The organism is Arthrobacter sp. SPT-J7 (genome assembly GCF_059089965.1).
This window is the reverse complement of sequence record NZ_JBNHFF010000005.1, coordinates 172,803-199,246: the sequence shown is the minus strand read 5'-3', so window position 1 is coordinate 199,246 and position 26,444 is coordinate 172,803. Positions and strand designations below refer to the sequence as shown.

Genomic DNA, 26,444 nt, shown 5'->3' with positions numbered 1-26,444 from the left:
CCGATGAGACTCTCCTCCTCCGCCAAGGTCGCCCTGCGGCTTTTCGCCGGTCTGGTGATGGCCGCCATCTACCTGCCGTTGCTGCTGGTGATCCTCAATTCCTTCAACGCCACAACTTCCGGCGCCTTCCCGATCACGGAGTTCACCACCCGATGGTGGGAAGCCGCCTTCCACAACGAGGGCGTGCGCGAGGCGCTCTGGACCTCGCTGCGGGTGGCCGCGGTCGCCACCGTGATCGCCCTGCTGCTGGGCAGCATGATCGCGTTTGCGCTCTCCCGCTACGACTTCTTCGGAAAGAACACCGTCAACCTGCTGGTGGTGCTGCCCATCGCGCTGCCCGGCATCGTCACCGGCGTCGCCCTGAACAACACCTTCAAGACCGTGTTGGAGCCGCTGGGCATCGGGCTGGGCCTGTTCTCGGTGATCGTGGGGCATGCGACGTTCTGCATTGTGATGGTGTTCAACAACGTCCAGGCCCGGCTGGGCCGGATGAACAAGGGCCTGGAAGAGGCGGCCATGGATATGGGCGCCAACGTGGTCAAGACCTTCTTCCACGTCACGTTCCCGGGTTTCCGCTCGGCGTTCGTAGCCGGCGGCCTGCTCGCCTTTGCGCTGAGTTTCGACGAGATTGTGGTGACCACGTTTACTGCTCCGCCCGGCACCGAGACACTGCCGATCTGGATCTTCAATAACATGGCCCGGCCCAACCAGGCGCCGGTGGTCAACGTGATCGCCGCCGTGCTGATCATCGTGTCGATGATTCCGGTCTACCTGAGCCAGCGGATGACCGGCGACGACAAGAAGTAGGTAAGGATGCGGCCGGCCCTTTGCCGGCCGCGGCGGCGCGGGTTCCCGATGACGGGGGCCCGCGCCGTCGTCGTTCAGCTTCCGGCGGCGGATTCTGCTTCCACTGATTCGGCCAGGCCCAGTTCGTCCTCGCCGAGATCCGCGAAGTAGGACTCAAGCGTGGCCCGGTCCACCTCAGCCAGCGTGGCCGGGTTCCACGAGGGGTTGCGGTCCTTGTCGATCACTTGGGCGCGCACGCCTTCGGCGAAGTCCGGGGCGGCGACCAGCCGAACGCCCAGCCGGTAGTCCTGGTCCAGCACTTCCTCGAGCGTCTCCATCTTGCCGGCACGGCGCAGCGCTTCAAGGGTGAGCTTCACCGCCGTGGGCGACTTTGCCGCGATTTCCTCTGCGGCGGCCTGCGCGGCCGGCTCCGCAGAGTTCTGCAGGGCGGCGAGGATTTGCTCGGCGTCGTCGTACGCGTAACACTCGTCGATCCAGTTGCGCTGCTTGGCCAGCTCCGACGCCGGAACATCCGTGTGGGAGAAGGCCGCCAGGACTTCCTTGGCCGGGGCGTCGGCGAGCGCGGCGGCCAAGGCCGTGAGCTCGGCGCTGTCCACGAAGTAGTCGGCCAGGCCCAGGGCGATCGCATCGGCCCCGGTGCCGGTGCCCGCGGTGAGTGCCAAGTGGGTGCCCAGCTCCCCCGGCGCCCTGGAGTACAAGAAGCAGCCCCCGACGTCGGGAATGAAGCCGATGCGGGTCTCCGGCATGCCGACCTTGGTCCGCTCCGTCACCACCCGGTGCGAGGCATGCGCGGAGATGCCGATGCCACCGCCGAGCACCACGCCGTCCATGAACGTCACAATCGGCTTGGGGTACCGGGAGATCATCGAGTTCATCCGGTACTCGTCTTCCCAGAAGATCTCGTCGCCGCCGTCCTTCATATGCCGGTAGATGGCCACGATGTCCCCGCCGGCGCACAGCCCCCGTTCGCCGGCGCCGGAGATCAGGACGGTCTCCACGGCGTCATCCTCCGCCCACTCCCGGAGCGCCGCGGTGACCGCAGTGATCATGGAGTCGTTCAGGGCATTGATGGACTTCGGGCGGTTCAGGACAATGTGCCCTAGCCGGCCGGTACGCTGCAACAGAATCTCTTGAGTACTCATCGCAGCACAGCCTACCGCGGCATGCCTGCGCTTGGCAGGGCGCCGGTAGGCCGAATCGCAGGTCGACCGACGGAACGACGGCGTCCCACCCGGCGTGCTAAGGCCGGATCCGGCTCAGGTGCCGGGCGGGCGATTCCCCTGCTCCGGGCTCCCGTTACCCGGCGGGGCGGACCCTGGCCACGGGGGTGTTCCCGGCCCTGCCCCCGGAGTTCCCGGCGCTGCCCCCGGCGTTCCCGGCACTGCTCCTGGTGTTTCCGGCGCTGGCGGCGCTTTCGGCGGGCGATTCCCCTGCTCCGGGTTCCCGTTACCCGGCGGGGCGGACCCTGGCCACGGGGGTGTTCCCGGCGCTGCCCCCGGAGTTCCCGGGGCTGGCGGTGCTGTACCCGGCCCGCCAACTCCTGGTCCCGTGCCCGGTGCTCCCGGCGACGTCCCCGGCTCGGGCGTCCAATTTCCCGCAGCCGCTCCCGGTGCTCCGGGCATCCCCGTCCCGGCGGGCGGCGCTGAGGCCGGGGGTTCGTCCGCGCCCTGGTCGAGGCGGAAGGGCGGATACTCGTCGCGCATCAGCAGCACGTAGGCTGCGACCCGATACCACCAGCGGTTCAGCCCCATAATGAAGGCAAACAATTCGTAGCGGTAGCGGGCGGTGAACAGCAGGATCACGGCGGTGATCAGGATGAGCACGCCCAGCAGGGACAAGCCCCACGAGGACACGGATACGTCATCGCCCCAGCTGCGGCTCCAGAGGAGTCCGCTGCCGCTGGTGAAGATGCCCAGGATCAGCAGGTGCGGGATCGCCAATAGCCACCACTTCACCAGCACGAGCCCGTGCGAGAGACGCTGCGGATAGGCCACGTCCAGATCGGCGGGATAATCTGCGGTAGCCAGAGTGAACGGCGGATACCGATCGGTGCCCAGCGCCGAGTATCCATAGAAACCCACCCGCCAAGACCAGCGCAGCACACCGACGTTGAAGACGAACCAGGACCGCGGGTAGCGGCCGGTGAACAGGATGACGATTCCGGCCGCGATGGTACTGATGACCAGTGCGAACCACAGCAGCGCCAGGACAATGTAGTGCGGGATCGCCAGCAACCATTTGACCAGCCACAACCCCCGCGAGAGCCGGCTGTCCAGGTAACCCGCCAGTCGAACGGGGTACACCCAGATTGGCCTCATCTCACTCCCTGCGTTTGCGGCCAAGGCCGCGCCCGGCCCCTCGCCGGGGCGGGAACGGCCGGGGTCGATGTTCCGGCCCAGCCCGGCGGAACCGAACAACAGCAAAGGAATTCCGATGACCAGCGCGATAATTCCGGGGATCAGCAAGCCCGTCCCGATCGGACCCAGCAAGTCGGAGCGTGCCCCGGCCTGCATCTCTACCCAGACGGGACGGCTGGCGTCGGCATTCATCACGACCAACGACCACTGTCCGGGCTGCACCTTCCACGCGATCGTCTGGGAACCGGGCCCACTGGCCGACACGGCCCAGAAGTCCTGCTCCGCCGGTGCGGCAGGGGCCCGGTTGCCGGGCGTTGTCCGGTCGAAGTTGTCCCGCCAAGACATCTGCCCTTCCCCAGTCCGGGACCAATTCGCACTACTGAGCGAGGTAACGGGTACATCCCGCAGGTAAGTCTCGACGTCGGAGGCCTTGCCGATCCCCACGAAGACTTCCTCCTCAGGGACGGCAGCTTCGGCGCGCACCCGCACACTGGCAAGGTCGCCGACCGGTGGCATCCCCTCGGACCAGGGATCGATCACCACTGCGGGACTGGTTAGCGCGTACCCGGTGCTCTGGTATCTCTCAGTGCCGCCGGTCAGGTAGCCGCCGTCGTGTTGTGCGGCGTTGGCGCCCAGCACGATGGTTCCGGCGATGGTCATCCCGATCCCGATCATGCTCAGCAATACGCCGAGGATCAAGAGCACCCAGTTACCGGGCTTCATGCGGGCGGGCGGCGGACCGGGAGGTGGTGGGTACGGTGGGGCTGGTTGGGCGGTCATGGCGATCCTTTCGCACCGCGCCGATACCGTGCTCGGCGCGGCCGCCTAGGGCTGGACGGACTGAATCTTGGCGGCCAGATCGGCTCCCCACTGACGCGCCCGGGCCTCCTCCTCCGGCATCAATTGGCTAGGCAGGGCCGCAGTGTTCGACACCCAAATGAAAGGTCCCGCGCTGTTCACGGGCCGGGACAGCCACACCATTGCCAAGGCTTTGCACCGGCACGGATTCGAACTGGTGGCCGAGCCGGAGATTTTCCTGGTCGCCTCAAGGATGGGAAGGACGTCCACCGCCAGGCCTTCTTCTTCCAACACACTGGCGATTCGCTGCGCGATATCCCTGGTGGAACCGCGGGCGCTGGCATGCCCGATCAAGACCTGCACCGCCGCACCACCCCCCTTGGTGTGCTTCCCCATTCCGTCGGCGGCGGGCCCCCACCGGCCCCGTACGGCTGCAGGCACCATGCTACTCAGCCGCCCGGTACGTGGATAGGGCCCGGTGTGCTGTAGCAGCAGCAGATGTTGTGACCGCTGGCTGACGACGGCGGTGCTTACCTTTCGACCAACGCCCGGCTGACAATCCCCGGTTCCGGATTGGTCAGCACCTTGCGGCCCAGCAGCACGGTGGGGACGGTTTCGTTCCCGTGGTTGTGTTCGCGCACGAACGCAGCGCCTTCCGGATCCCGCCAGATGTTCACCCAGTGGGCACCGCGGCCGCTGCGGCCCAGCGCGACCTTCAGCCGCAGGCAATAGACGCAGCCGGGCCGCCAGAAGATGACCACACCGCCGTCGTCGTGCTTTTCTTTGAGCGAAGCCCACGGCTCCTGCCGGCCGCCGAAGAACGGACTGACCGCCCACGCGGCGGCCAGCAGCAGCACGGCAAAAACGATGTCCGCCAACCGGCTGCCGTCCCGCCCGGGTAAGACCAGCAGCGCCACCGCCGCAGCAGCGCAAGCAACCGCCCCCAACCAGCGCTCGAAGCGTTTCATGGCCCTAGACTACCCGCTGCTGCAAGCGCTCTTTCCGCCGCGCCGGTCGACCTTTCTGGGTGCGGCGCCAAGGTTTCTCCCAGCCTTTGCCATGCCGGCGCCCATGTGGGCAGGCTAACGTCGCACACTGGCCACCGAGATGGGAGATCAGTGTGACTAAGAAATGGTTGTTGAGCCTGGCTGTTGCCGGCTCCATCGCCGTCCTCACCGCCTGCGGGGCACCCGCGGACGGCGGCGCCAGCCCGGCAGCGTCGGCGGAGTCCAGTGCCGGCGCCGAGGGACAGGCGCAGATGCCCCAGCCGGACCTGAAGGGCATCCCGGATGTGGTGGCCGAGGTAAACGGAACCAAGATCACCAAGGACAAATTCACCGCCGCCTACGAGGGCCAGTTCCAGCAGATGGCCATGCAGTCGCAAATGACCGGGCAGAAAGTGGATCAGGACGCGCTGAAGAAACAGACCGCCGAAGCCATGGTCGGCACCCAGTTGCTGCTCCAGGAAGCGGACCACCGCGGCATCAAGGCAACGCAGAAGGATGTGGACGCCGAACTGGAGAAGTTGGCCAAATCCAACCAGTTCAAGACCGTGGACGAACTCATGGCCGCGCTCAAGAAACAGGGTATGGACCAGAACGAGGTCAATGCCGAGATCCAGACCCAGGTCAAGGTGAATAAGCTGATCGCCGAGGAAACCGGCGACACCAAGCCCTCCGAAAAAGAGCTGAAGGCCGCCTACGAGCAGGCCAAGAAACAGCAGGAGGCGATGGGCGAACAGTCCGGCCAGAAGGCCAAGGTCCCCTCACTGGAGGAAATGCGCCCGAATCTGGAGCAGCAGGTGAAGGCTCAGAAGGAAACTGAAGCCACCCAGGCTCTGGTCACCGATCTGCGGAAGAAGGCGGACGTCAAGATCCACCTCTGATTCTCCCCACCTCAAAAGTACGACGGCGGTGCCTGCCCCCTTGGGTGGGCACCCTCGCCGCACTCAGTTCCGCGACTTAAGCTGCCACTTAGACTGTGGCATTTAAATCTTGCTGAACACCGACACCGAAGCCAAAAGGCCGCCGCGCTCCCTATAGCCGGTCCGCTGTCTGGCTTGCCGTCAGGGCCGGCTGTCGGACCGCCGCGTAGAGCAGCATGTCCCGGCGCTCGCCACCGATGACTTGGTAGCTGCGCAGCAGTCCTTCGCAGCTGAAGCCGGCCGCTTCGGCTGTCCGGAACGACGCCTTATTCCACGGCTCAATGTAGAGCTCCAGCCGGTGCAGCTCAGGAATGGTCCAGCCGAAGGCTGCCAGCGCCGCCAAGGCGTCGGCCGCCCGGCCCTGTCCTCGGTTCACCGGCGCCAGCAGGTATCCGGCGGTGGCCCGGCCCTCCGGCAGGTACGTCAGCCAGAGCCCGATCTGCCCCAGTGCCCGGTCCGTCTGCGCATCCGCCACGGCGAACGAGTACCCCGCGCCGGAAGTAAACCGCCCGTTCTGGCGCAAAATCCATTCCACCGCCTCGTCCTGCGGACAAGGCGACGGGATGGAACTGATCAGCGGGATATACGGGTCCTCGGCCAACTCCATGGCCAGGTGTGCGTCCTCGCTGCGGAACTGGCGCAGCACCACACCACCATGCGCCGGCGGAACCTCTGGCCAAGCAAGCGGCAGACGTGCATCCATGAGTTCGATTCTGCCAGTTGCCACCGGCTTGGCCAGCGGTCCCCCTTCTCAACCAGGAGGAGCCTGGTGTTATTTGTTGGCCGCCGTGGGCGCCTGCATCTGCGATTCGACCTGGTGCGGACCTCCTGCGGAGGGCCTGACGTCGAAGTCGAAAATGGAGGTGGGCAGGTACACGGTGGAGCACGAGTTCGGGATGTCCACGACGCCGGACAGCCGGCCCTCGATCGGCGCGGCACCGAGCAGCAAGTAGGCCTGCTCCGGGCTGTAGCCGAACTTGGTGAGGTAGTCGATGGCGTGCAGGCAGGCCCGCTGATAGGACAAGTGTGAATCCAGGTACTTCTGCTCACCGTCCAGCGTCACCGAGGTTCCGGAGAACGCGAGCCATTCGCTGAACCGCGGATCCACGATGCCCGGCATGAAGATGGCATTTTCGCTGACTCCGTAGGTGTCCATGCCACCCTTGATCACATCGACCCGCAGGTCCAGGAAGCCGCCCATTTCGATGGCACCGCAGAAAGTGATCTCGCCGTCGCCCTGGGAGAAGTGCAGGTCGCCCATCGACAGGTTCGCGCCGTCCACGAAGACCGGGTAGAAGACCCGGGTGCCCTTCGAGAAATTCTTGATGTCCTGGTTTCCGCCGTTCTCGCGTGGAGGAGCGGTACGGGCCGCTTCACCGGCTACCCGGTCGAAATCGGATTCGGGCACGCCGCCGAGGACAGCGTCCTGAGGCAGCGGAGGCAACGCCAGTGGTGGCACCCGGTCCGGGTCCGTCGCGATGAGGTCGCCCTCGCGCTGATTCCACTTGGCCAGCAAATCCGCGGACGGGGCCGTACCCATCAGTCCGGGGTGGATCAGCCCGGTGAAGGATACTTCCGGAACGTGGCGGGAGGAGGCCACCTGGCCGGTAAAGTCCCAGATCGCTTTGTAGGCATCCGGGAACTGCTCGGTCAGGAATCCGCCGCCGTTGTTCCGCGAAAAGATGCCGGTGTAACCCCAGCCTTGTCCAGCCAACGGCCCCGAGTCCTCCTGCGGGATGGGCCCCACGTCCAGAATGTCCACCACCAACAGGTCGCCTGGCTGAGCCCCTTCGACGGCGAACGGTCCGCTGAGTTTGTGCACGGTCGGCAGCGGGGCGTTGAGAATGTCCTCCGCCGAATCATCGTTGACGATCGCACCGTCAAACCATTCACGGCAGTGCACACGAAAAGAGTCGCCCGGCCTGACCGTAGCCACTGGCGGGATCTCCGGGTGCCACCGGTTGTGGCCGACTTTCTCCTGATCCTCGAATTTCTTTGACGAATCAAGGGGGAATATAACCTCGGGCATTGTTCTCTCCTTTGGATGATCGGAAAAACATGTTCCTTAGGGTCTGGGAAGCTTTTGGTGCAGCGGGTTCGAGGTGTACGCCGGCCGGCTCCTTCCCTTGCCCGGCAGCGCGGTGACAACCGGCGGCTCGTGTGCACTGCGCTTGGAGTCATCGATCAGCCGGAATTCCGCCGAACCGGCACGGGAAAGGTGCGGCGCGCTCATTTTTCGAGGTGACGTGGCACCGCAGGACGGGCAGCGTGTCGAATCAGGCGCTTCACCCATTCCACAGATCAGCTCGAAAACCGAGCATTCGGGGCACCGGTATTCGTAGATAGGCATCAGCAGCGGTTTCCTTCCTACGGCGGTTCCCCTGAGCTGGCAAGTAGCTAGGCAGTGGAGGCGGTGGCTGTGTCTCCGGTGGTAGTCGTATGAGGAAGTCCCCTGCTGGCCAAGAAGAAGGCCACGGCCAGGCAAATTGCTCCCGCGACTGCCATGATCAGGGCACTGCCCCCTCCCGTCGCATACCTGTTCAGCAGCAGGAGGAACGCCGGGATGGTGCCGGTCAGGAAACTGACGAGGATGGTGAACCAGCCGGTTGCCAGGGTTAGCCCGTCCTTGTGCAGTCCAAGCACCAGGAAGAACATGAACCACAGCACCGCCCAAATGAGCCAGATGGAGCCGAAGACCGGATCATGGACCGACGTGAACTGAATAACTCCAATAATGACGGCGCAGATAGCGACGAACAGTGAGAACCAGCCCAGCCCCTCGCCGGGCCAACCGGTGACCTGGAGAATTCCAACGTATAGGTAGGTAAAGCCGAATAGATACAGCCCAGCCGCTCCGAAAATCACCGCTGGATCGTTATTTGCCTGCAGGATAATAAGCGTCGGGAAGATTACCTGCATGGCACCGACAAAAAAGTTGAGGATGGCAGCCGATTTTCCCGGAATTAGCCCCACCAGCATTAGGCCGTTAATGAACAAAACGGCCCCAACATACAATAAACCGACACTGCCCATGTTCGCTCCATCACGATACTGGTGATGATTGAGGTGTGGAACTTCAGAGTGTGATGTGGAACCCGGGTGAGGAGGCCAAACACCACGCACCGTAATCGGCGCCCGGATAGCACATGTAGGATGTGCGGCTCAGCATAGTAGGCGGATTTCTGGAGTGTCAACGACGCGGCGTTTAACCTCTTTCGACGGGTTATGGCAGCTCCAGAGCCGGTCCGATCTTGGGCAGCGAGGCCAGTAACTCGCGGGTGTTCGGGTGCGCGGAAGCCGGCCTCCGCCGTCGTCATCACTCACCGCCGGACACAAAAGGGCATGTTCTGTCATGCGGCGCCATGGAAACTACGACGGCGACACACAACTTCCGCTGTTAGTGGGAAAGCGGCCAGTATCGAGGGCATTCCCCCACGAAGACACAAGGACAAGGACAGCCGTCATGCCCAAGCCACTTTGGGAATGGCCCGGCCAGCTGGGAGGAAGCCGAGGCAGCCCTTGTCGCTGGTGCCGCAGCAGCTTCGGACCCTGCCTCGGTCTGAGTGCAGACGGCGGGTGTTCCCACAAAAAATGTTGTGTGCAAAGGTCGTTTTGCACACAACATTTTTTCATTGGACACCACCGTCGTCCGTCAGGGTCACGTGGTTTCGGCGAGGACTTCCTTAATCCCATCGACGAACTCGTCCAGGTCGCCGGGATTGCGGGAGGTAATGAGCGTCCAGCCATGTTCACGGTCGATCACCACGGGCTCGTCGTCCCATCGACCACCGGAGTTCATGATGTCCGCCTTGAGCGAGATGTACGAGGTCAGCGTCTTGCCTCGGGTGCGATCGGTTTCCACCAACAGCCACGGCCCATGGCAGATGGCGGCGATCGGACGGCCGGATTCGGAGAAGGACCGCACGATTCCCTGCGCGTCAGGGTCCAGGCGCAGCGCGTCCGCATTCAGCGTGCCGCCGGGCAGTACCAGCAGGTCGTAGTCGCCGTCGGAAACATCGGGCAAGGGCTTGTCCACCGGGATTTTCTCGCCGCGCTCCCAGTCCCCGACCATGGTTTCCACCTCGCCGGCTTCGGGCGCCGCGATGAGGACATCGACTCCGGCTGCCCGGAGTTTTTCCACCGGAACTTTCAATTCGTCCTGCTCGACGCCGCGATTGCTGACCGCAACCAGGACTTTTTTGCCTGCAATTTCGGGCATTGTTTTCCGTCCTTCCTACAGGGATGTTCGGACTCTTCCCACCTTGCCACCGCTGGGAACCGTAGCCAAGGGCCCTGGCCGCAGCCCGGCCCGGCACTGGCCCTCGGTGCAGTGCGGCCTCTTGACGTAGCGGGACCGTGAGGATGCACTTGAAATCAGCGAACCGCCGCTATCCCTGCGCCGGTTCAGTAAGGAGACGCCGTGAAGCTTCCACATCCCCGGGGTCCGGTCAGCGAGACCCTGCTGAACGTACTGCCACGCGATGATGCGTCGGAGGCCCTCCCCCAGCTGCTGACCGCGGCTGGGCACGCCGTGGCCTCAACTGAGGATGTGCTGTACGACGACGATCTGCAGTTGGCGCTGTTCTGCCTGTACGAACTGCATTACGGCGGGCTGGACGGCGTGGACGACCGGTGGGAATGGGACGTGCAGTTGCTGCAGGTCCGGGCTCTGATCGAGCAGAGTGTAGAGGCCCGGCTGCGCGCCTCGGTGGCCGTGAACGCCCCGGCGAAGCTGACGCCGCAGGCCGTGGCGGACCGGCTCTTCGAACTGGCCGCGGACGACGACGGGCCCAGCGTCTCCGCCTTCCTGGCGCGGGAAGCCACGCTGGAGCAGGCCAAGGAATTCGTGGTGCTCCGTTCGGTGTACCAGCTTAAGGAGGCCGACCCGCATACCTGGGCCATCCCGCGGCTGCGCGGCCGGGCCAAGTCGGCGATGGTGGAAATCCAGGCAGATGAATACGGCGGCGGCAAGCCCGGCCGGATCCACGCGGAGCTTTTCGCCCGCACCATGCAGGGCCTGGGGCTCGATCCGTCCTTCGGAACCTACGTGGACAGCATTCCGGCCATCACCCTGGCCTCGGTCAACACCATGTCCCTCTTCGGACTGCAGCGGCGCCTGCGCGGCGCAATCTGCGGCCACCTGGCCATCTACGAGATGACATCGTCGATTCCCAACGGCAAGTACGCCCGCGGTTTCCGCCGGCTCGGATTCGGCGACGACGTGACCGAGTACTTCGATGAACATGTAGAAGCCGATGCGGTGCACGAACAGATTGCCGGGCGGGATCTGGCCGGCGGACTGATAGCCGAGGACCCGGCGCTGGCCGGGGATGTCTTCTTCGGCGCCGGCAGCGCGCTCTATCTGGACGGACTCGCGGGCGGCTGGCAGCTGGAGGCCTGGACCGCCGGCCGCTCCGCGCTGCGTCAGCCGCTCGAGCCAAGCCGGGAGGTGGCGGTCGCCGCCGGTGCATCGGCGTGAGGATCGAGTACGTCCTGCCGCTGAAGTGGCAGGACGGCGCCGGCGACGCCGAACTGACCACCTATCTGGAGTCGCTGCCGGAGTGGGTGGACCTCACGGTGGTGGACGGCTCGCCGGATCCCGTTTTCGCCGAACATCACCGGCTCTGGCGGCAGCGTGCGCAGCATCTGCGCCCGGACGGGCCGGCCACGCCCAACGGGAAGGTGCAGGGGGTGCTCACCGGGCTGCGGCACGCCCGGCACGAATTTGTCATCATTGCCGACGACGACGTCCGCTACACCCCGGAGTCGCTGGCCTCGGTGGCGGCAATGCTGGAGCATGCCGAACTGGTGCGGCCGCAGAACTACTACGAGGAGCTGCCTTGGCACGCTCGCTGGGACACAGCCCGGTCGCTACTGAACCGGGCCTTCGCCTCCGACTATCCCGGCACGCTGGCGGTCCGCCGCTCGGCCCTGCAGCGGACACAGGGGTACCGCGGCGACGTCTTGTTCGAGAACCTGGAACTCATCCGGACCGTCCAAGCCGCCGGTGGCCGCCAGATCAGGGCCGACGGGGTGTATGTCCGCCGGTTGCCGCCGACGCTGCGGCACTTCGTGGGCCAACGGGTCCGGCAGGCCTACGATTCGCAAACCCAGCCGGCCCGGCTGGCCGTTGAACTGCTGCTGCTGCCGCTGACGCTGGTCTTGGTCCGCCGCCCCGCGGCCTGCACCGCGCTGGCTGCCACCGCCGTCGTACTGGCCGAAGCAGGGCGGCAGCGTGCCGGCGGTCCGCAGGTGTTCAGCCCCTCGGCTGCATGGTGGGCTCCGTTCTGGCTACTGGAGCGCGCGGTCACGTCGTGGATGGCGCTGGCGTGGCGCTGTGCGGGCGGCGTGCCGTATGCCGGCAAGCGCCTGCGGACCGCAGCGAGCAGCCCGGCGGCACTACGGCGGCAGCTGAGCCACCTTGAAGTAGGAGAAGAAGCAAAATGACGAGCAAGGAACCGACCGAGATCGTGGTCTGCCCCGACGGACCGCTGCTGGTGCGCGGCGACTTTGACCTGGTGGACGGCGACGGCGAGCCGGTGGCCAGGTCGCGGGAAACCGTGGCGCTGTGCCGCTGCGGCGGGTCAGGCATCAAACCCTACTGCGACGGCACACACAAATTGCTGGCGGCGAGGCGGAAGGCTGCGCAGTAGCGCGGGCGTAGGACATCCTGATGGGTGAAGACCGTTTTGTCGGCGGGCGGGACCTGACCGCATGGGGCACACGGGCGGGCAGGTTTGCGGCGCGCGTGATGGACCGCATCAGCCGGATCCTGGGTCCGCGGGCCGTGTTGATCCTGACCCTGGCCGTGGGGCTCTTGGTCGCTGTCCTGCTCGCGGTGGCGTCAGCGGAAATCTATGAGGCGGTGACCGAGGGCGACGGCGTGGCCCAACTGGACCATCCGATGCTGGCAGCGGCGGAAGGCTTGCGGACGCCCTGGCTCAATTCATCGCTGACGGCCTTCACGAACATCGGCGGACCCATCGGGATGCCCATCCTGGCGTGCCTGGCCTTGGCCGTGCTGACCATCCGTCGGCGTTCCTGGACTCCGGCCATCCTGATCGTCACCGCCGCGGGCGGGTCGCTGTTGATGACCATCGTCGCCAAGCAGTTCATTGGACGTGCCCGTCCGTCACTGGCCGACGCCGTGCCGCCGTATGAACATTCGGCTTCGTTTCCCAGCGGGCACTCGCTCAACGCGATCGTGGTCGCCGGGGTGGTGGCCTACCTGCTCATCCTGCGCCAAACGACCCGGCGGTCGAAGATCCTGACCGCCGCTGCCGCAGGCTTGTTCTCGGTGGCGATGGGATTGAGCCGGGTCTTCCTAGGGCACCACTGGTTCACCGATGTCCTGGTCGCTTGGACACTGGGGATAGCCTGGCTGGCCTTGGTCATCACTGCCCACCGGCTCTATCTGACGGTCTGGTACCGTTCCCCCGCCACCGCCGCACAATCCGCTCCTGGCGACCGAGGCCCCGACCCTCCGTGAGGGGGCTTGCCCTAGCAGGGAAGCGTTTAGAGCGCGCTGGCCAAGGTTAGTCCGGCCGCGGCGGCGGGCACCGTAGCGACCAGGGTTCCCAGTGCGTTGATGAGCGCCATGCCCGGACGCCGGTCCTGGATCAGGCGAACGGTTTCCACATTGGCCGTGCTAAACGTGGTGTAGCCGCCGAGGAAGCCTGTCCCTGCTATTACTTGGGCCTCTGCCGGCAGGGCACCGCCCAGCACCAACCCGGCGAGAAGACCCAACAGGAACGACCCGCTGATGTTGATGGAAATGGTTGCCCACGGAAGGACTGTGCGGAATCTGGACCGGATCGTCCCGTCGATGACAAACCGGGAAACGGCGCCGGCTCCCCCAGCCAGCCCCAGCAGAAGAACGATCATTCAGCGTCCTCCCCCGCGGCCTGAGGCGGCATGGCGCCTGCCCGGGCTGTGCGCGCTGTCCGGCGCCGGTGGTGTGCGGCACCGACCAGAACGCCTGACCATGCGGCCACGAGACCACCAATCAACCCCGCAAGAATGTAGGCAACGCCACCGGCAATGTCGCCCGCGCCGAACAAGAGATTAACATCCAGCGCGAGCGTGCTGTAGGTAGTGAAAGCGCCCAAAAACCCTGTCCCCAGCAGCAGCCGCAGCACCCGGCGGCCGCCGCGGTCGCTCCCCCTCCGGACGAGCTCCTCCAGCAGCAGGCCCAGCGCGAAGGCACCGCACAAGTTCACGGTCAGCGTTGGCAGCGGCCACCCGTTCGGAGCAGGCAGCGCATGGTTTACACCGTATCGAGCCAGCGCACCCAGGACACCGCCGGCAAAAACGAGGCCAATGTAGCCGGGGCGCAAATACACCGGCCGCTCCGCGCGCGGTGTTCCCACGACCTCCGGACCCGGAACCGCAAGTTCTTCGCGCCGCCCGCCACTCGTATTCCGTGCCATCAGCGTTGCTCCGAGAACAGTTGGGGGTCCAAGGGGACAACCAAGACGGGCCGGTGTTGATGATACGCCAGATGCACGGCCACGGAACCGGCCATGATCTCCTCCAGACGGTGGGCCAGCCCTGGTTCGCGGGTTCCGATAACGATCATCATCGCGTCCAAACTATCGGCGGTCTCTGCCAAGACCCGTGCGGGCTCGCCGGGCAGATACCGAAAGGACCAGGCGACGCCGCTTCCTTGCAATGCTTGTGCAAGATGGGCTTGGATTTCTGCGGCCGTTTTTGCAATGTAGTCGTAGTCCCCGTCGGGGTCGATCGGCAGTAAAACGGGCGTTTCGTCGTCCCTGACGTCTTCGTAGGTGCTGGTGTCGACGTAGGCGCAGACCAGATCCACGCCGAGCCGGGCGGCCAGTTCCGCGGCGCGGACAACGACAGTTGCGGGCTGTCCGGGAATAACGCCGACCAGAATCGGTCCGCTGTGCGGCCCGCGATTTTCAGGCCGGCTGTCCTGGGAACTCGATGCCGTCAACACTTCACCTACCTGTGGTCAAGGTAGGAACCATCAGCCAAGAGGCATTTCGAGCGAGGAAAGCTCCGGCGGGATCCATCACCGGACACCAATTATACCGATTGCGCCCGTGGCCGAGGCGACCTAGCTGGGTTTGACGAGGACGCCGGCAAGACGGTCAAGTGCACCCGGGACGAGCGAGAAGTACGCCCACACGCCTCGCTTTTCCCGGTGCAGGATGCCTGCCTCGACCAGCACCTTTAAATGGTGCGACACCGTTGGCTGGCCCAAACCCAGCGGTTCGGTCAGGTCGCAGACGCAGGCTTCCGCTCCATCGCTGGCGGAGATCATGGAGACCAACCGCAAGCGGTTCGGGTCTGCCAGAGCTTTGAACTGGCCCGCCAAGGCGGCGGCCCGGTCCGCGCCCATCGGCAGCACACCGCTGGGCGTGCAGCAGGAACCCGGATCTTCGTCGCGGCCGGTTTGCACTGGATCGCGGTCGCGACCGGTCTGCCCAGGACCGGGCACGAGGTCGGTAACGGACGTCATGCCATCCATTATGCAGGGAGATTGACACTCGTCGATATCTACGCCCATACTCTGTATCGACCAACATCGATACCTGCCCGGCGCCCCAACACCGCCACGCCCCCAGCCCAGAGGAGCCTTGTGAGCCCGACCGTTGCAGCACCGGATACCAGCCAGGTTGCGGCCCGCATGTCCACCCTCGACCGTTTCCTTCCGGTCTGGATCATCGCGGCCATGGTCGCCGGACTACTGCTCGGCCGCTTCGTCCCCGGCATCGGACCGGCACTGGATTCTGTGCAGATCGCCGATGTCTCGCTGCCCATCGCCGTCGGGCTGTTGGTGATGATGTATCCGGTGCTGGCCAAGGTCCGCTACGACGAAACCCACCGGGTGGTCGGCGACAAAAAGCTGATGGTCTCCTCGCTGGTGATCAACTGGCTGGCCGCGCCCGCGTTCATGTTCGCGCTGGCGTGGATCTTCCTGCCGGACCTGCCGGAATACCGGACCGGCTTGATCATTGTGGGGCTGGCCCGCTGCATCGCCATGGTGATGATTTGGAATGACCTGGCCTGCGGAGACCGCGAGGCCGCGGCCGTGCTGGTGGCGATCAACTCCGTGTTCCAGGTGGTGGCGTTCGGCGCGCTGGGCTGGTTCTACCTGCAGCTGCTGCCGTCCTGGCTGGGCCTGCCGACCACCAGCGCCGAGTTCTCCTTCTGGGCGATCACCGCCTCCGTGCTGGTGTTCCTCGGCATTCCGCTGCTGGCCGGGTTCCTGACCCGCACGCTGGGCGAAAAGGCCAAGGGGCGCCAGTGGTACGAGGGCAGGTTCCTGCCGAAACTGGGGCCGTGGGCGCTGTACGGCCTGCTGTTCACCATCGTGTTGCTGTTCGCGCTGCAGGGCGACGAAATCACCTCCCGACCGCTGGACGTGGCCCGGATTGCGCTGCCGCTGCTGATCTACTTTGTGGTGGTGTTCGGCGCCGGCATGGTGGTGGGCAAGCTGCTCAACATGGGCTACGAGCGCACCACCACGCTGGCCTTCACGGCGGCCGGCAACAACTTCGAACTGGCCATCGCGGTGGCGATTGGCACCTACGGGGTGACCTCCGGGCAGGCGCTGGCCGGCGTCGTCGGTCCGTTGATTGAAGTTCCGGTGCTGGTGGCCCTTGTCTACGTGGCGCTCTGGGCACGACGGCGGTTCTTCGCCTCGCCTGCCGAGGCGCCGCCTGCCGCTCTGCTCCGCTGAGCCGACGGCCCGCGCCGCCACTGGGCTGGCACTGCAACCCCGCCGGTTCGGCAACCCGCCGGCCCGGAGCCGCCACCCCTGATTCCCGTCCCCAGGAGCATCCCGCATATGACCGCCGAAACTATTCAGAAGCCCTCCGTCCTGTTCGTCTGCGTGCACAACGCCGGCCGGTCGCAGATGGCCGCCGCCTACCTTAGCCATCTGGCCCAGGGCGCCATCGAAGTCCGCTCCGCCGGATCGCAGCCGGCCGACCAGGTGAACCCCGCCGCGGTCGAGGCGATGCGCGAGGAGGGCATCGACATTTCCGCCGAATTACCCAAGATCCTCACCACCGAAGCCGTCAAGGACTCGGACGTAGTGGTGACCATGGGCTGCGGCGACGAATGCCCGTATTTCCCCGGCAAGCGCTACGAAGACTGGGTGCTGGAGGACCCTGCCGGCAAGGGCGTGGAATCGGTCCGGCCGATCCGCGACGAGATCAAGGGCCGCATCCAGCAGCTGATTTCCGAGCTGCTGCCCGCCGCGCGCCCCGACGCCAGCTAAGCCCGACCCGCTTTCCTCTTCCGGAGAGCCGGCTCCGCCCAGATTTCCCCACCGGTTTGCTTCACGGCCGCTCGGGTGGGGCTTCACCCTCCGGTGCTCAGCGCTAGGCTGGAAGTTCCGAATGTGAGGAGAGTTCCATGGCTTCTGTTGCCCCTGCCCTGCTGACCAGCGCCGGACTGATCGGCGGCTTCCAGACCGCCCGCGCCACCAAAAACCGGCCGCTGGGAGGAGCCGTCCTGTCCGCGGCCGGCGCCTGTGCCTACGCACTCTGGAAGCGCGACGTCGGTGCCGGCCGGGCTGCGGCGCTCACCGGCGGATATCTGGCCGCTTTCGGGCTGTCCCACCCGCTGGCCAAGAAGATTGGTGCCTGGCCGTCGGTCTATACAGTGACGGCGGCGACGGCGGTGGCGTCCTTGGTCTTTGGCCGCAAGCCCTGACCTAGTCCTCAGCGCGGTCCCAAAAGAGCCGGCCGTCGTCGTTCCTCGCGCCGGCCGACGGTTCATGCGGTGATTCCTTGCCGCCCGGCAGCAGATGCACAACGTCAATATTGTGCAGGACCACCAGCACGTCGGAGATGAGCCGGCGATGGCAGCGCCACCACACGCTTTCGCTGCACATGATCGCCACGTCGGCGGCCTCGGCGTCCGCCAGCAGGCGAGCCAGGCCGCCGGCGAATTCCGGCGTGCGGGTATAGGCGGCATAGGCGCGGAAGGCGGCGACGCGCCACCAACTATCGGGCTCCGGCTCCCCTGCCGGAATCCGCCGTCGCCCGCCCAAGGCTTCTTCCCAGCGGTAGCCGAGGCCTGCGTCGCGAAGCCATCCAGCGAGCGCATCGCTGCCCATTTCCGGGTGCTTGCGGCTGCCCGGGAAGCGGCGCACGTCCACGACTTGCTGCACGCCAGAACCGGTCAGCAGGTCGGCCAACTCGCCGGGCGTGCTGGTGCCGTGGCCAAAGGTGAACAGCCGGCGTGCACCGTTCTGAACCATCTACGCTACCGGTGCTAACGCGGCTGCGAGCCGTTCTTGCGGATCTTGCGGTTCCGGTATCGCAACTGGATGATGCGGGCGGCGCCGGCAGCAGCAACGACAAGGCCGCCGGCCACCGCTCCGACAAACAGCGCGAGCCCCAGTGCCACTTGGCCCTCGAAGCCGAAGTAACGCAGCATCACTTGGTCCTGGTTCTGCGCCACGAAGATGATCAGCAGCACCAGCAGAATCAGCGCAACGACAGTGGCCGTCCAGATCATTCCCAGACGTGTGCTGCGCTTATCATCCACTGGCTGTTCTGGACGGACACTGCCCGTTCCACCGCTACTCGGCCCACCTGCGTCGGAGGCTGCGGAACCGGAGCCCCCAGCCCCGACGTCGTCAGGCCCCGTGCCCTGCGGATTGGAAGTCATTACTGTCCCGCCTTTCACCGTTGCCGCCTTTTCCCACAGCGTAGACGAACAGTCCGCCGGGCAACACCGGGCTCAGGCGGCACATGCGTTACGTTCCGCATCTTCATCGGCTGGTTTTCGTTCAATCACTCTGCCAGGTTGCTACGCAGGAGCTTGAAAAAACGCTTCTGGTACTCCGGCCAATCGTCGCTGGCCAGCACTCGCTCGATGCTGTGCCGGACCCACTCGCCGTCCCAGTAGCCCAGCTTCACCAGTTGCGGCAGCAGGACGGACAACCTGCGGTCCTCGGGGTTGGCCTCGTCGAACTGCATGGCGCTGGCGCCCTTGACTCCGGGCACGTGGAACAGCTCTTTCAGCGTCACGTCTACCAGTCCGGGCCGCTCCCGCAGGAACTTCAGGAAGTTGATGCGCTGCACCTGCGTCTCGCTCAGCAGGAGCAGCATTGCCCCGCGCTGGACCGGTGCCGGGACCAGCCCGTCGCGGACCCAGTCAAACATCGCTTCAATACCGCGGTTGCGGTCCCAGCCCTTCGGGTTCCGTTCGTACCGGGCGGACCAGGATTCGACGAACAGCTCCAGCTGGCCGGGAAACAGCGCCGGCGGCGCATCGCGGGCCACCGTGCGATCGGTGTAGGACAGGTCGGCCGAACGCTCAGCGCCGATACACGCCATGTGCGCGATGTCCGCCGCCGCCCAGTGGTCAGGCTGCAACTCGCCCTGCCACCACCCGTCGGCAGAGCGTGCGCCGGACGGCTCAGCCGACACCACCAGCCGGAGCTTCCGGACCAGTGACTTCTGCCGCCGCTTCTCGCCGTCGTCCATCGCTGCCACGTAAGCGAGCGTCCCGGCCCGATCGCCGGCCGCCAGCAAGTCAAACAGCGGATTGTCGACCGCCGACGTCGGCAAAGTATCACTCATGCAGCTAATCTAGCCGCGTTGACTTCCCGCAGGGTCATCGTTGGTTCCGCTTCAAGGGCAGGCTCCGCAGGCTACCGAACCTAGCCCCGCCGCCCGACCGCATAGGCTGGCAAGCATGGACTCCCCTATCCAGAGCTACCTGCGCACATTGCACGCCGAGCTCGCCGGGCTCAAGGACGGCAAGCCCTACGGCGGTATTCCCGCGATGGCGGGGGTGGACCCCGACAAGTTCGCCATTTGCCTGGCCACGGTGGACGGTTATGTCTATGAGGTCGGCGACTCCGGCGAAGAGTTCACCATCCAGTCCATTTCCAAGCCCTTCACCTACGGGCTGGCACTGTCCGATCTGGGCCTGGAGGCCGTGGACCGGAAGGTGGACGTGGAGCCGTCGGGCAACGCGTTCAACGAAATTTCGCTGGCCCCCGGCACCGGCCGCCCGGCCAACGCCATGATCAACGCCGGAGCCTTGACCGCCACGTCGCTGATCAAGGGCAGCGGCGGCAAGACCGGCTTCCGCCGCATCCTGGAACACTACTCGGCCTTCGCCGGCCGGGAGCTGTCGGTCAGCGAGCGCATTTACCAGTCGGAGGCGCGGCACGGTTACCGCAACCGGGCACTGGCACATCTACTGCGCTCCTTCGAGATCATCGAACAGGAGCCGGACCCGGTGGCGGAGGACTACTTCCGGCAGTGCTCGGTGCTGGTTACCTGCCGGGACCTGTCCGTCATGGCCGCCACCCTGGCCAACGGCGGCACCAATCCGCTGACCGGCAAACAGGTGCTGGATCTGGAGGTGGAGGAACGGGTCCTCTCCGTGATGGCCACCTGCGGCATGTACGACGACGCCGGGGCGTGGCTCTCCGACGTGGGGATGCCGGCCAAATCAGGGGTCGGCGGCGGGCTGCTCGCGGTGTTGCCGGGCCAGCTGGGTCTGGCCGTCTACTCACCGCCGCTGAACGATCACGGCAGCAGCGTCCGCGGGGTGGAGGCCAGCCGGCGGATCTCGCACGACATGGGGCTGCACTTCGTCCGGGCGGCTCGCACCGGCCGCAATGCCATCCGCGCCAGCTATGACATCGCCGACGCCCCGTCCGGCATCCGCCGCACCGAAGAGGCCGCAGATGTGCTGCGGGACAACGCACACCGCGCCCGGGTGATCGAGCTGAACGGCGATCTGCTGTTCGCCGGCACGGAATCCATGGTGCGCGAGGTCAGCGACCTGGACGAGTCGGTGGAACTGATCATCCTGGACATGCGCCGGGTGGATGAAATCGCCCCGGTCGCCCTGGACATGCTCGAGCAGCTCCGCACGTCGCTGGCCCAGGCCGGACGCGGCTTGGTGCTGATCGACGGCGAAGGCGCCCTGGCGCAGCGGTTCGAAGAAGACGGGCGGGCGGTGCCGTCGTTCGCCACCCGCACCGCCGCCGTCGAATTCGCCGAAAACCAGTTGATCGCCAGTTACGGTGACGAGCTCTGCCAGCCAGCCACCGTGGACGTGACCGACTCGCCCGCGCTCAGCCCGCTCGCCGCCGAGGATGCCGCTGCGCTGGCCGACCTGATGGAAGAGCACAGCTACGACGACGGCGACGTCATCCGCCGCATCCGCCAACGCTTCGGCGGCGTCTACTTCATCCTGTCCGGCAGCGTCGTCACCACGTCGCCCGGCCCGGAGAACAGCCGGGTCAAGCTCACCACCTTGAGCGCCGGCATGACGTTCGGCGAAATGGCGCTGGGCAGCGCGGACCGGCAGGAAACGACCGTGCGCGCCGCCGGAAAGGTACGGGTCAAGCTACTCCCGGCCGAAGCGATCAGCCGGCTGGAGAGCGAAAACCCGCGCCTCGCCGTCGAGCTGTGGAAAGCATTAACCCGCGACGCGTACGCCCATGTAGACCGCTACATGCGCGAGACCGCCGTGCGGATCCGCGATTGAAACTAGAACGGGTACTGGGCGTGTCCGCTTTGCTGAATGGTGATCCAGCGCTCCTCGGTAAACGAATTGATGCCGGCCTGGCCGCCGAATTTGCCGTAGCCCGACTCCTGGATGCCGCCGAACGGGGCCATCGGCTCGTCCTGCACCGGTTGGTCGTTGACGTGGCTGATGCCGGTCTTGAGCCGCTGCGCCACCTCAAAGCCCTCGGCCAGGTTCTCGGTGATCACGCCAGAGGTCAGCCCGTAATTCGTGTCGTTGGCCAGCTGTACCGCCTGCTCCGGGCCGTCCACCTCCATCACCGTGGTGGCTGAACCAAAGATCTCCTCGTCGTAGATCCGCATCTCCTCGGTGATGCCGGACAGTACCGTCGCCGGCACCACGGCTTGGCCGGCCTTCTCCCCGCCGGCCAGCACCTGCGCACCCTTGGAAACGGCGTCGTCGATCAGTGCGTACTGCCGGTCCGCCGAGCTTTGGTTGACCTGCGGTCCAATGACCGTGGCCTGGTTCATCGGGTCGCCGGTGGGAAGCTTGGCCACCTTTTCCGCAAAACGGCTAGAGAATTCATCCGAGATGCTGCGGTCCACGATCACCCGGTCGATGGACATGCAGATCTGTCCGGCGTTCATGAACGCGCCGAAGGCCGCGGCTTGGACGGCGTAGTCGATGTCTGCGTCTTTCAGCACCACCAGCGAGTTCTTGCCGCCGAGCTCGAGCACCGCCGGCTTCAGGTTCTGTGCCGCCAGCGTGCCGATGATCCGTCCGACTTTGGTGGAACCGGTGAAATTTACGTTCCGGACGCGCGGGTCGGAGATCAAGGTACTGACGACGTCGTTGGCGTCCGCGCGGTCGTTCGTGATCACGTTGAGCACCCCCGGCGGTAGGCCGGCATCCAGCATGGCATCCGCGAGGAACAGTCCGCAGGCCAGCGGCGCGTCCTCGCTGGGTTTGAGCACCACCGTATTGCCCACGGCCAGCGGGATGGCTATGGCACGGATGCCCAGGATGAACGGAGCGTTCCACGGCGACAGCGCCGCCACCACACCATAGGGCTGGCGGACCGAGAGCGAGAGCTTGCCCGGCAGATCGGTGGCGAGCACATCGCCCCGCGGAGCAGTGGTGGCTGCCGCGGCGGAGCGCAGGATGTTGGCGGCCAGCTGGATGTTGAAGCCGGCCCAGACCGCTACTCCACCGACTTCGCCGGCCATCAGCTCGATGCCCTGCTGCAGCCGCTCCTCCAACAGATCGGCAGCTTTCAGGAAGATTTTCGCTCGTTGGGTCGGAGGCGTGGCGGCCCAGGAGTCGAAGGCCGACGACGCCGCGTTGACGGCCCGCGTCACATCCTCCGGACCAGCGGCGGCGACGGTGGCGTAAGAGTCTCCTGTGTAGGGACTGATGTCCTCGGTGGTTTTGCCGGAAACCGCAGGCACGTGCTCGCCGTTGATGATCAGATCACGGGTGATGGGCATGGCGCTTCATTCCTCTCCGAAGTGGCTGGGCCACGCCGCCGGCCGCAAGCCGAAGCGCCGGCCGTTACGCGGCCCGGTTAATCCGGAGCCTACTCCCGCCGTCGGGCTCCGACAATGGGTTGTTTTGCGCGCTGTGGAAACCCATTGAGCGGGCTCATTTGGTGATGATCTTCACTCGGAAGGCCCGAAAATGGGCTTAAAAACGGAGTGAGCGACGGAGGTCTGTTCCCAAAGTTGTAGCAAGCAGCCTTTGTAGGGTGGGCGATAAACGGGCCGAGGGACGTTGCGCTTGTCCGGCTTTCAGGTTATCCACAGGTAAATTTCAGGGCTTGGACAGTTATCGAACTGTTATGTAACGTAATGATCACGTCGGCGATCAAGCCGCCGTCCTCGGAAGGTATTGCTGAGCTCTGCCAACCTTTCCGGGTTTGTTCGTTAGACATCTGGCAGAGGCGGGGGACCCACTTTCCGGGCCCCTTAGGGGCCCTTGGGGTTAAGTCGCGTGGAGTGCATGCCGCACTACCGCACGACCGGGTGACTCCCATCCGAATCCGACAGCTCACCTCGTAAGCATTGGGAGAGGTTACTTCTTGCTGCTCAAAAACAACCGTGCACGCCACCGCGCCACCCCCGTCCGCAACACCACTGTGGCCGGCCTGACCAACGCTGTTTCATCCCACGCCGGCACCGTCGGCCGCAGCGCCGCCGTTGTCACGGCTGCCGGAGGCCTGATGCTGGGCGTCGGCATGCCGGCCAACGCTGCCGCCAATGTCACTGTCCCGACCTACGGTGCAGCCGATGTTGCTGACGCCGTTGCCGCCCCGGCCAACACCAGCACCGAAGCTGCTTCCGACGCCGCCACCCACACCGTGGTCTCCGGCGACACCGTAGGCACGATCGCCGCCCAGTACGGCAAGAACGTGCAGGATGTCTTGGCCATCAACGGGCTGAACGCTTACACGATCATCTACCCGGGCGACCAGATCGCGCTGACCGGTTCCGCGCAGGGCACCCAGTCCGGCGGCCAGGTTGCTCTGGGCTCCGGCGCAGGCGCCAGCGTGGCTGCCGCAGCCACCCAGGCTGCACCGGCAGACACCGCCACCGTTTCGCTGGCCAGCACCGACATCGAGCTCGCTTCCAGCAACCAGAGCATCGTGGACATCGCCATGCAGGGTCTGGGCACGCCTTACGTCTGGGGCGGCACCTCCACCTCCGGCTGGGATTGCTCCGGCTTCACCCAGTGGGTTTACGCCCAGGTAGGCGTCGATCTCCCCCGCACCAGCCAAATGCAGGGCGGCGCCCTGACGCCGACCAGCAACCCGAAGGCCGGCGACCTGGTCGTGCAGAACGGTGGAGCCCACATCGGCATCTACCTCGGCGACGGCAAGATGATCAGCGCGCTCAACCCGAGCCAGGGCACCCTGGTTCACGACGTGAGCGCCATGCCGGTCACCGGCTACTACACCATCTAGTAGCACCACAGTTTCCTGGGCCGGCTATTCCCCCCAACGGCTGGCCCAGGACCACAGGGAGCCCCGTCGGCCACGCGCCGACGGGGCCTCTCCTCTTTAAATAGGGGCGTCTCCTCGTCAACTGCCGGGTTTTCCTCTTTAACCGGCCGGCTCCTCTTTTTGGGCCCCGTGTTTTTTCCGGCGAAGCTTCTCCTTATTAACAACGGGTCCTCTTTAACAACGAGACCTTGCCTCCGTGACGGGTAACCGCTGCCTTAACCGGCGAAGCTTCTCCCTTTGGGGCGGGGCTTCTCCTCTTTACGCGCTTTGCGGTGCGCGGACCAACTCTGCCCCGAGGCTTGGCTTCGGGAACTGCAGCGCACTCCCCCGCCCCACTCCAGGGCGACTCTGCCCGGGCACCGTCGTCGTGATTTGCCAGAGCATGAGGCGGAGCGGGAATAGGCCCTGCTGACCGAGGGTTAGACTACTATTCCGCCGTTTTCGCCGGCGCTCTTGGCCCTTCGGCGGCCGACCACAACAGCACGCACTCCCACCCGAGGATTCTCCCGTGAGTAATGAACCGTCGACGAATAGTGCCTCGGCGCGGCCCGGGCAGGCCCAGGGCGGCGGCTTGACGGCAGATGAATCACGCCGCAACCGCAAGGTGATCGGCATCCTGCTGGTTTCCGCTTTTGTGGTGATCCTGAACGAGACCATCATGTCCGTGGCCTTGACCGACCTGATGGAAGACCTGCACATCAGCGCCCGCGCGGCCCAATGGCTGACCACCGCGTTCATGCTGACCATGGCGGTGGTCATCCCGGTCACCGGCTTCCTACTTCAGCGTTTCACCACGCGGCAGGTTTTCACCGCGGCGATGCTGCTGTTCTCGTCGGGCACACTGCTGGCCGCCCTGGCTCCCGGCTTCGAGGTACTGCTGGTGGCGCGGGTGGTGCAGGCGTCGGGCACGGCCATCATGATGCCGCTGCTGATGACCACGCTGATGAACCTGGTGCCAGCGGAGGACCGCGGGAAAACCATGGGCAACGTCTCGATTGTCATTTCGGTGGCACCGGCGATCGGCCCAACCATCTCCGGCCTCATCCTGCATGCGCTGTCCTGGCGGTGGATGTTTTGGCTGGTGCTGCCGATCGCGCTGACCATGCTGCTGGTCGGCAACCGGAAGATCCAGAACGTCAGCGAGCCCAGGCAGGTTCCGCTGGACGTGCCGTCCGTGGTGCTCTCCGCCATTGGCTTCGGCGGGCTGATTTACGGCCTCAGCCAGGTGGGTTCCGGAGGAACAACGACGGCGGAGCCCACTTCGGGTGCCGCGATGTGGGTCGCGTTTGCGGCCGGCGGAGTGGCGCTGCTGGTGTTCCTGCTGCGCCAGGTGCGGCTGCAGCGCTCGGACAAGGCGCTGCTGGACCTGCGGCCCTTCCGCGTCGTCAACTTCTCCATGTCCGTGGGGCTGATGGCCGTGAGCATGGCGGCGCTGTTCGGCACCATCATTTTGCTCCCTATATATATGCAGCAGGTTTTGGGGCTGGAACCGCTGAAGATCGGCCTGATGCTGCTGCCGGGCGGGTTGCTGATGGGCCTGCTGGCCCCGCCCGTCGGCCGACTGTACGACAAGTTCGGACCGACGGTGCTGTTGGTGCCGGGAACAGTACTGGTCAGCGCCGTGCTCTGGTATTTGTCCACGGTCACCGAGAACACCGCGCCGATGACTCTGCTGGCCGCGCACCTCGTACTCAGCCTGGGCCTGGCGCTGCTGTTCACGCCGTTGTTCACAGCCGGTTTGGGCTCAGTCCGGCGGCCACTGTACTCGCATGGAAGCGCGATCATCGGCACCGTGCAGCAGGTGGCGGGTGCGGCCGGCACCGCCATGTTCGTTACCGTGATGTCCATGCAGACCGCTGCGCTTGCCGCCGGCGGCGCGGAAACGACGAAGGCGGTGGCCGGGGGCGTGCGTGCTGCCTTCCTGGCGGGAGCGATCATCTCCGTGGTGGCCGTGATTGCCGCGTTCTTCATCCGGAAGCCGGTCGAAGAACCGGCCGAGGTTGCCCGGAAAGGTGCGCCGGTCGCGCACTGAGGCTGGTTGGGTGCGCCGCCGCGTTCGCTAAGCCTGCTGGGGCTGCGCCAC

General features: G+C 65.6%; 29 protein-coding genes and 2 riboswitches. Of the genes, 12 read left to right on the top strand and 17 right to left on the bottom strand.

From position 1 onward, the window contains the following. Positions 1 to 3: 3 nt before the first annotated feature. Entirely contained in the window at positions 4 to 807 is an 804-nt protein-coding gene (locus tag AC5RWX_RS10540; RefSeq protein ID WP_493951015.1) for an ABC transporter permease, read from the top strand. Positions 808 to 881: 74 nt separating this feature from the next. Here the strand turns inward: AC5RWX_RS10540 and AC5RWX_RS10535 are convergent, their stop codons facing one another. From AC5RWX_RS10535 to AC5RWX_RS10520, 4 genes are all read right to left on the bottom strand, one after another. Further along, positions 882 to 1,949: an enoyl-CoA hydratase/isomerase family protein gene (locus AC5RWX_RS10535; RefSeq protein WP_494097399.1), complete on the bottom strand. Its 1,068-nt coding sequence runs from the start codon at positions 1,947 to 1,949 to the stop codon at positions 882 to 884. A 114-nt stretch (positions 1,950 to 2,063) separates the two neighbouring features. Beyond that, entirely contained in the window at positions 2,064 to 3,944 is a 1,881-nt protein-coding gene (locus tag AC5RWX_RS10530; protein ID WP_494097398.1) for a DUF4389 domain-containing protein, read from the bottom strand. A 45-nt stretch (positions 3,945 to 3,989) separates the two neighbouring features. After that, positions 3,990 to 4,325, bottom strand: coding sequence for a hypothetical protein (locus AC5RWX_RS10525; RefSeq protein WP_494097397.1), 336 nt, complete (start codon positions 4,323 to 4,325; stop codon positions 3,990 to 3,992). Between the two features lie 167 nt (positions 4,326 to 4,492). Continuing rightward, on the bottom strand, positions 4,493 to 4,930 hold the full coding sequence (locus tag AC5RWX_RS10520) for a glutaredoxin domain-containing protein (RefSeq protein ID WP_494097396.1): 438 nt from the start codon (positions 4,928 to 4,930) through the stop codon (positions 4,493 to 4,495). Positions 4,931 to 5,082: 152 nt separating this feature from the next. On the opposite strand from AC5RWX_RS10520, the gene AC5RWX_RS10515 reads away from it, so the two are divergent. Continuing rightward, positions 5,083 to 5,847 carry a SurA N-terminal domain-containing protein gene (locus AC5RWX_RS10515; protein ID WP_494097395.1) on the top strand — a complete coding sequence of 255 codons (765 nt, stop codon included), beginning with the start codon at positions 5,083 to 5,085 and terminating at the stop codon, positions 5,845 to 5,847. Positions 5,848 to 5,998: 151 nt separating this feature from the next. On the opposite strand, the gene AC5RWX_RS10510 is transcribed toward AC5RWX_RS10515, so the two are convergent. The 5 genes from AC5RWX_RS10510 to AC5RWX_RS10490 all read right to left on the bottom strand — a co-directional run bounded on the left by AC5RWX_RS10510 (position 5,999) and on the right by AC5RWX_RS10490 (position 10,105). Then, a complete protein-coding gene (locus AC5RWX_RS10510) occupies positions 5,999 to 6,589 on the bottom strand; it encodes a GNAT family N-acetyltransferase (protein ID WP_493957040.1) in 591 nt (196 codons plus the stop codon). A 69-nt stretch (positions 6,590 to 6,658) separates the two neighbouring features. Next, the gene (fmdA, locus tag AC5RWX_RS10505) at positions 6,659 to 7,915 is read right to left on the bottom strand and encodes a formamidase (protein WP_494078067.1); all 1,257 of its coding nucleotides are present in this window, start codon (positions 7,913 to 7,915) and stop codon (positions 6,659 to 6,661) included. A gap of 36 nt (positions 7,916 to 7,951) precedes the next feature. Then, a complete protein-coding gene (locus tag AC5RWX_RS10500; protein ID WP_493940950.1) occupies positions 7,952 to 8,236 on the bottom strand; it encodes an FmdB family zinc ribbon protein in 285 nt (94 codons plus the stop codon). A gap of 47 nt (positions 8,237 to 8,283) precedes the next feature. Continuing rightward, positions 8,284 to 8,919: an AmiS/UreI family transporter gene (locus AC5RWX_RS10495; protein ID WP_493940949.1), complete on the bottom strand. Its 636-nt coding sequence runs from the start codon at positions 8,917 to 8,919 to the stop codon at positions 8,284 to 8,286. A gap of 625 nt (positions 8,920 to 9,544) precedes the next feature. Further along, positions 9,545 to 10,105, bottom strand: a complete 561-nt coding sequence (locus AC5RWX_RS10490; RefSeq protein ID WP_494097394.1) for a type 1 glutamine amidotransferase domain-containing protein — start codon at positions 10,103 to 10,105, stop codon at positions 9,545 to 9,547. 201 nt (positions 10,106 to 10,306) lie between these two features. Here AC5RWX_RS10490 and AC5RWX_RS10485 point away from each other — a divergent pair, with 201 nt between their 5' ends. From AC5RWX_RS10485 to AC5RWX_RS10470, 4 genes are read left to right on the top strand one after another with little or no spacing between them, the layout of a single operon-like run. Then, on the top strand, positions 10,307 to 11,365 hold the full coding sequence (locus tag AC5RWX_RS10485; RefSeq protein ID WP_494097393.1) for an iron-containing redox enzyme family protein: 1,059 nt from the start codon (positions 10,307 to 10,309) through the stop codon (positions 11,363 to 11,365). After that, positions 11,362 to 12,333 (top strand): glycosyltransferase family 2 protein, encoded by a 972-nt coding sequence (locus tag AC5RWX_RS10480; RefSeq protein WP_494097392.1) that lies wholly within the window; start codon positions 11,362 to 11,364, stop codon positions 12,331 to 12,333. Before AC5RWX_RS10485 ends, AC5RWX_RS10480 begins: the two co-directional genes overlap by 4 nt. After that, positions 12,330 to 12,539, top strand: coding sequence for a CDGSH iron-sulfur domain-containing protein (locus AC5RWX_RS10475; RefSeq protein ID WP_493940945.1), 210 nt, complete (start codon positions 12,330 to 12,332; stop codon positions 12,537 to 12,539). Before AC5RWX_RS10480 ends, AC5RWX_RS10475 begins: the two co-directional genes overlap by 4 nt. Positions 12,540 to 12,559: 20 nt before the next feature. Next, positions 12,560 to 13,375, top strand: a complete 816-nt coding sequence (locus AC5RWX_RS10470) for a phosphatase PAP2 family protein (RefSeq protein ID WP_494097391.1) — start codon at positions 12,560 to 12,562, stop codon at positions 13,373 to 13,375. Positions 13,376 to 13,401: 26 nt separating this feature from the next. Here the strand turns inward: AC5RWX_RS10470 and crcB are convergent, their stop codons facing one another. The 4 genes from crcB to AC5RWX_RS10450 all read right to left on the bottom strand — a co-directional run bounded on the left by crcB (position 13,402) and on the right by AC5RWX_RS10450 (position 15,250). Then, a complete protein-coding gene (crcB, locus tag AC5RWX_RS10465) occupies positions 13,402 to 13,770 on the bottom strand; it encodes a fluoride efflux transporter CrcB (protein WP_494097390.1) in 369 nt (122 codons plus the stop codon). Then, positions 13,767 to 14,315 (bottom strand): fluoride efflux transporter FluC, encoded by a 549-nt coding sequence (locus AC5RWX_RS10460; protein WP_494097389.1) that lies wholly within the window; start codon positions 14,313 to 14,315, stop codon positions 13,767 to 13,769. Before AC5RWX_RS10460 ends, crcB begins: the two co-directional genes overlap by 4 nt. Beyond that, positions 14,315 to 14,842 (bottom strand): universal stress protein, encoded by a 528-nt coding sequence (locus AC5RWX_RS10455; RefSeq protein WP_494097388.1) that lies wholly within the window; start codon positions 14,840 to 14,842, stop codon positions 14,315 to 14,317. The genes AC5RWX_RS10460 and AC5RWX_RS10455 overlap by 1 nt, the downstream gene beginning before the upstream one ends. 17 nt (positions 14,843 to 14,859) lie before the next feature. Then, positions 14,860 to 14,934: riboswitch (Fluoride riboswitch) on the bottom strand. A gap of 31 nt (positions 14,935 to 14,965) precedes the next feature. Continuing rightward, positions 14,966 to 15,250 (bottom strand): ArsR/SmtB family transcription factor, encoded by a 285-nt coding sequence (locus AC5RWX_RS10450; protein ID WP_494097451.1) that lies wholly within the window; start codon positions 15,248 to 15,250, stop codon positions 14,966 to 14,968. A 288-nt stretch (positions 15,251 to 15,538) separates the two neighbouring features. On the opposite strand from AC5RWX_RS10450, the gene arsB reads away from it, so the two are divergent. From arsB to AC5RWX_RS10435, 3 genes are all read left to right on the top strand, one after another. Then, positions 15,539 to 16,594 (top strand): ACR3 family arsenite efflux transporter, encoded by a 1,056-nt coding sequence (gene arsB, locus AC5RWX_RS10445; protein ID WP_494097450.1) that lies wholly within the window; start codon positions 15,539 to 15,541, stop codon positions 16,592 to 16,594. Between the two features lie 108 nt (positions 16,595 to 16,702). Continuing rightward, a complete protein-coding gene (locus AC5RWX_RS10440; RefSeq protein ID WP_494097387.1) occupies positions 16,703 to 17,137 on the top strand; it encodes an arsenate reductase ArsC in 435 nt (144 codons plus the stop codon). A 137-nt stretch (positions 17,138 to 17,274) separates the two neighbouring features. Then, entirely contained in the window at positions 17,275 to 17,574 is a 300-nt protein-coding gene (locus tag AC5RWX_RS10435) for a hypothetical protein (protein WP_493957035.1), read from the top strand. A 1-nt stretch (position 17,575) separates the two neighbouring features. Here AC5RWX_RS10435 and AC5RWX_RS10430 read toward each other — a convergent pair whose 3' ends face one another. From AC5RWX_RS10430 to AC5RWX_RS10420, 3 genes are all read right to left on the bottom strand, one after another. Then, complete coding sequence (locus tag AC5RWX_RS10430) at positions 17,576 to 18,124, bottom strand: DUF488 domain-containing protein (protein ID WP_494097386.1); 549 nt, start codon at positions 18,122 to 18,124, stop codon at positions 17,576 to 17,578. A 14-nt stretch (positions 18,125 to 18,138) separates the two neighbouring features. Further along, a complete protein-coding gene (locus AC5RWX_RS10425) occupies positions 18,139 to 18,414 on the bottom strand; it encodes a lipopolysaccharide assembly protein LapA domain-containing protein (RefSeq protein WP_493940937.1) in 276 nt (91 codons plus the stop codon). Positions 18,415 to 18,662: 248 nt separating this feature from the next. Then, the gene (locus tag AC5RWX_RS10420) at positions 18,663 to 19,454 is read right to left on the bottom strand and encodes a MerR family transcriptional regulator (protein ID WP_494097385.1); all 792 of its coding nucleotides are present in this window, start codon (positions 19,452 to 19,454) and stop codon (positions 18,663 to 18,665) included. A 115-nt stretch (positions 19,455 to 19,569) separates the two neighbouring features. On the opposite strand from AC5RWX_RS10420, the gene glsA reads away from it, so the two are divergent. Next, positions 19,570 to 21,384 (top strand): glutaminase A, encoded by a 1,815-nt coding sequence (gene glsA / locus AC5RWX_RS10415; RefSeq protein WP_494097384.1) that lies wholly within the window; start codon positions 19,570 to 19,572, stop codon positions 21,382 to 21,384. A gap of 2 nt (positions 21,385 to 21,386) precedes the next feature. Here the strand turns inward: glsA and AC5RWX_RS10410 are convergent, their stop codons facing one another. Then, positions 21,387 to 22,850, bottom strand: coding sequence for an aldehyde dehydrogenase family protein (locus AC5RWX_RS10410; RefSeq protein WP_494078082.1), 1,464 nt, complete (start codon positions 22,848 to 22,850; stop codon positions 21,387 to 21,389). Positions 22,851 to 23,251: 401 nt separating this feature from the next. Beyond that, positions 23,252 to 23,436: riboswitch (cyclic di-AMP (ydaO/yuaA leader) on the top strand. A 4-nt stretch (positions 23,437 to 23,440) separates the two neighbouring features. Here AC5RWX_RS10410 and AC5RWX_RS10405 point away from each other — a divergent pair. Next, complete coding sequence (locus AC5RWX_RS10405; RefSeq protein WP_493957029.1) at positions 23,441 to 24,322, top strand: NlpC/P60 family protein; 882 nt, start codon at positions 23,441 to 23,443, stop codon at positions 24,320 to 24,322. Positions 24,323 to 24,869: 547 nt separating this feature from the next. Beyond that, the gene (locus AC5RWX_RS10400; RefSeq protein ID WP_494097383.1) at positions 24,870 to 26,393 is read left to right on the top strand and encodes an MDR family MFS transporter; all 1,524 of its coding nucleotides are present in this window, start codon (positions 24,870 to 24,872) and stop codon (positions 26,391 to 26,393) included. Positions 26,394 to 26,444 lie beyond the last annotated feature (51 nt).